Source organism: Streptomyces sp. NPDC007162 (assembly GCF_040634175.1).
GTDB lineage: Bacteria > Actinomycetota > Actinomycetes > Streptomycetales > Streptomycetaceae > Streptomyces.
On record NZ_JBEYFC010000644.1, the window covers coordinates 1 to 4,330 of the forward strand.

2 protein-coding genes and 1 pseudogene are annotated in these 4,330 nt (G+C 72.0%); all 3 read right to left on the reverse strand.

Annotation, left to right across the window (positions count from 1 at the left end; genetic code table 11):
* A partial coding sequence (locus ABZ646_RS41155) for a histidinol-phosphatase (protein WP_360531259.1) occupies window positions 1–1,428 on the reverse strand: 1,428 nt, incomplete at its 3' end.
* A 23-nt stretch (window positions 1,429–1,451) separates the two neighbouring features.
* Window positions 1,452–3,287 carry a LamG-like jellyroll fold domain-containing protein gene (locus ABZ646_RS41160; RefSeq protein WP_360531262.1) on the reverse strand — a complete coding sequence of 612 codons (1,836 nt, stop codon included), beginning with the start codon at window positions 3,285–3,287 and terminating at the stop codon, window positions 1,452–1,454.
* A gap of 49 nt (window positions 3,288–3,336) precedes the next feature.
* Window positions 3,337–4,330: pseudogene (locus ABZ646_RS41165) on the reverse strand (beta-galactosidase); the annotation flags it as partial.

Consider the following 4,330-nt stretch of genomic DNA (forward strand, 5'->3'; position numbering starts at 1 on the left):
CGTGTCGGGCGCCTGCCAGGTGTCGCGGTCGGCGACCGGGCCGCGCACCGCACCCCGGATGACGTCGACGTGCGCCAACTGGGGCAGGATCCCCTGGGCGTTGACCCGGGACGCGGTCGTCACCGTCACGTTCAGGGTGAGCCGCTCGCCCTTGCGGACCTTCAGCCGGCCGCCGAGGGTGACACCGTCGCCGTGGTCGCAGTCCCGCTTCAGCCGCACCTCGAGACCGTCGAGCAGGTGCCCGTGGTCCAGCCAGACCCGGCCCGCGCGCAGACCCGCCATCACCGCGCGGTAGCCGTAGCGGGTGACGCCGACGTGCGTACGGCTGAACTCACCCGGCCAGAAGTCGCTGCCGGGCTGCGGGGTGTCGGTGTTCACCGGGTCGGGCAGCTTGCCGGTGTTGTCGAAGTTCTGCCCGGCCGGCCAGTCGCCGTTCTTCCAGGTGTCGAAGACCGTGCGGTGGTTGTCGGAGTTGGTGGTGATCGTGAAGAGCCGGCCCTCGGACAGCATCGCGTCCCAGAGACCGCCGACCGTGGCCGTCGCCCAGTCGAAGCCGCCGTAGGTGAGGTACGCGTCCGCCGGGTAGCCCGCCCAGGACTGGGCGGAGGGCTTGTTCTCGTACTCGCCGCGGATCGAGGTGGCGCCGCGCCAGCCCGGGATGGCGGCGCCCTGGGCACCCGGCGCGCCCTCCATGCCGATCATGATCTCGGGGGCCGCGTCGCGCCAGTTGCGCATCTCGTGCGGCGAGTCGATGCCGAGGCGCAGCGGGTGGTTGGCGAGGACGAGGACGTCGTCGACGTAGCCGGTGCGGCGCTGCTCGGCCAGCCACTGGACGGCCTTGACCGCGTGGGCCTCGTTGCGGGCGGTGTCGGCCGCGCCCGCGGAACCCTCCGTGTAGTTCAGCAGCTTGCCGTCGTAGGCCAGCTCGAACTGCGTGAGCAGGTCGGTCTCGTGCGGACCGGGCGCGGCGAACACCGTGCAGTGCTCCGCGGCCGGGATGTACCACTCCAGGCCCTGGAAGATCAGCTGGCGCGGGTTGGCGGCACGGGCCTTGAGGATCTCCGCGTGCTCCAGCTTCGCGCCGTAGGAGGCGTGCCCGAAGTTGGAGTGCTCGTTGAACACCATCCAGTCCAGGCCGTACTTCGCGGCGGCCCGGGCCTGCTGGGTGAACGTGTACTTGGCGTCATGGCTGTACACGGAGTGGACGTGGTGGTCGCCGACCAGGTAGGCGAGGCGCGGGTCGGCGCCGCCGAGGCGCGGCCGGGCGGGGGAGGCGGCGAGCGCGGGCGTCGCCGCGGAGCCGAGGGCGAACGCGGCGCCGAACAGGCCCGCGCGGCGCAGGAGTCCGCGCCTCGACATGCCCTGGGCGTCCAGCTCGGCGGCGGAGACGGCGGGGTCGGCCCAGGTGGGCAGCTGTTGCTCGGTCATGAAGATGATCCTCGTCGCGGGGGTCAGTGGGTCATGAAGGAGGACACGGGCAGCGCCCGGGAGACGATCCGCACGTCACCGAGGCGGCCGTACAGGATCTGGTCGATCTTGTCGGCGTAGGTGTATCCGCCGAGCAGCCAGGGCTCGCCGACGGAGGTGATGCCCACCGCGGCGGCCTTGGGGTTGCGGACCACCGGGCAGCCGTCGACGTACAGGGTCGTGTGCCTGCCGTCGTTGACGACGGCGAGGTGGGTCCAGGTCTCCAGCGGTGTCTCCTGGCCCCAGTTGGTGGCGATGCCCTCCTGGTTGAGCGGGCGCATCGCCCACTGCGGCTCGCGGTCGTTGGACAGCGAGAGGGTGGCCAGCGGCTCGTCGGGGTCGTCGCCGGTCTTGCCCGCGGCGCCACCGGTGCCCCGGCGGCTGACGACACCGGCCCACGCGTTGTGGCCGGGGTCCCAGTCGGCGGGCAGCCGGAAGAACGCCTCGATGGTGTAACCGTCCTCGAAAGTCGCCGAGTTGAGCGGCGCACTGCTGACCGTCTGGAGGTAGGCGCCCTTCAGCGGCGACTTGTACCCGGTGAACTCCAGGCTGCCGTGGGCCGGCTGGTCCGGGTGGTGGTCCGCCGACCAGCCGAGGGTGCCGCCGCCCACCGCGACCACGGTGAGGTCGTTGCCGTTGCCGGACAGGTCGCGGACCGTGCCGGAGACCGCCGAGTCGAACCGCCAGTAGGCGGCCGTGCCCCGGACCAGCAGCTGCGAGGCGGGCCGGGGCGGGCGGGCGGGCACCGGGTCGAAGCCGGCGAAGCGGTCCGCGAAGTCGATGCCGACGGTGAACCGGTCGGCGTCGCCGCTGAGCTCGATCTCCTGCCGCTCCAGCTCGTTGAGGCCCTTCTTGGCCCGGCCGAGGATCCACGGCGAGACCGTCTCCACGTCGATGACGTTCCGGTCCAGGTCGAAGTGGTAGAGGCGGATCATCGCGGCGCCGCCGAAGTACCGGTTCTGGTAGTTCGTCAGGTGCAGGTGCACCTCGTTGCCCGCAGCGTTCTTGCGGGTCGCGCGGCCGGCCGGCCAGTAGTGGCCGTTCAGGGTGAGGAAGATCTGGTCGTGCTCGTCGACCAGCTGGTCCCACAGCTGTTGCCCGTACGAGGACAACGTGTCGTCGTCCACGACGAGTTCGTGCGTGGTGAGGACGACCGGCGTCTTCGGGTGCCGGGCGATGACGTCCTTCGCCCAGGCGTAGCCCTTCGCCGACAGCCGCCAGTCGAGCGCCAGCACGAGCCACTCGCGCCCGGCCGCCCGGAACAGGTGGTAGGTGTTGTAGCCGTCCGAGGAGGCACCGCCGAACGTCGGCCTGTCCTTGAACCGCTGCGGGCCGAAGGCGTCCAGGTAGGGCGATGCACCACGCTGGTCGTCCGTGGACGACTTGATGTCGTGGTTGCCGGCCAGCACGCTGTAGCCGACCCCGCGCCGGTCGAGGATCCTGAACGCCCTGCTGATCGCGTCGAACTCCTCGACGGCCCCGTTCTGGGTGAGGTCGCCCAGGTGGGACAGGAAGACGATGTTGTCCTCCTCGGCCTGGTCCAGCAGGTACCGCAGCGACGCCTCGACGGGCGCCGGGTCGATGCTCGGTCCGTCGAAGAGGTACTGGGTGTCGGGCATCACCGCGAGGGTGAAGCGACGGCTCTCGGTGTCGGGCCGCCGGCGGGAGCCGGCGGACGCCTCGGCGACGGCCGGCAGCGCGACCCCGGCTCCGGCGGCCGTGGCCGCGGCGCCCAGCAGCGCGGTGGCCCTGAGGAAGTTGCGTCTTCCGGCTCCGGCCTGCGCGGCCTCGCCCTGGGCATGGTCATGCGACGTACACACGTGTGCTCCGTGGGTCAGCAGAAGTGACGGTGAGGGGCGTGGGGGGATCTCAGCGGACGCGCAGGGTCCAGCTCCAGCGGTGGATACCCGGTGCGACGAGGTAGGAGGGGAAGGTGTCGGGACCGCACGAGGCCGTACCCAGGCCCCGGTGCGCGGCGTCGATGTGGACCACGCAACCGGCCCGCGGGACGAGTTCGTCGTGGTGCGTGACGGCGGTGAGGTCCTCGGCGCGGTAGCGGCTGACGCAGACCTGGCGGGGTTCGTCCAGCTCGACCGCGAGTCCGGTGGCGTCCGGCGCCGACAGCGTGAACCGTCGTACGCCGTGCCGGCCGCCGCTCTCCTGGGGCCGCAGGTAGGGGGTGAACAGCTGGTCCACCGGCAGCCGGTGGTGGCCGACGGGGGCTCCGGCGGCACGGTCGGGGTACGACTCCCAGGGACCCTGACCGAACCAGTCCAGCAGGTCGAGCCCGGCCACCGTCTCGAAGACCGAACCGACCCGCGCCACGTCCGTGAACTCCTCGGGCAGCTCGGCCGACTCGTCGACGCGGACACCGCCCTCGACCGGTGTGAACTCCTGCCGGTGCCGTACGACCCCCACGGTGCCCGCGTACTCCGCGACCACGGCCACCGAGCCGCCGTCCCTGCGCACCGAGACCACCTTGCGCACCAGCCGGTCCAGCCCCCAGGCCCGCCAGCGCAGCGCCATCCCGCCGAGTTCGTCGTTGTCGGTGGGCGCCCGCCACAGCGAGAGCGTCGGTGCGGCCGTCAGCAGCGGGTGCCGCAACAGCCCCTCGCCGTCCACCTCGACGGCGGGTCCCGCCGGCACCGGCCGCCCCGGCGTGTCCGCCGCCCGGATCCGGATCTGCGGCGCGCAGACCTCCGTACCGGCCGGAGCCCATGCCTGGGCCTCGGCGACGGTGACCCGCAGGGTCAGCCAGGCCTCCCCGCCGTTCGCCGGCACCTCGAACGGCAGTACCATGATTCCGTGGATGAACGCCCTGGTGGATCGCAACGGTGAAGAGTTCCCCGAGGACTGGTGGCCC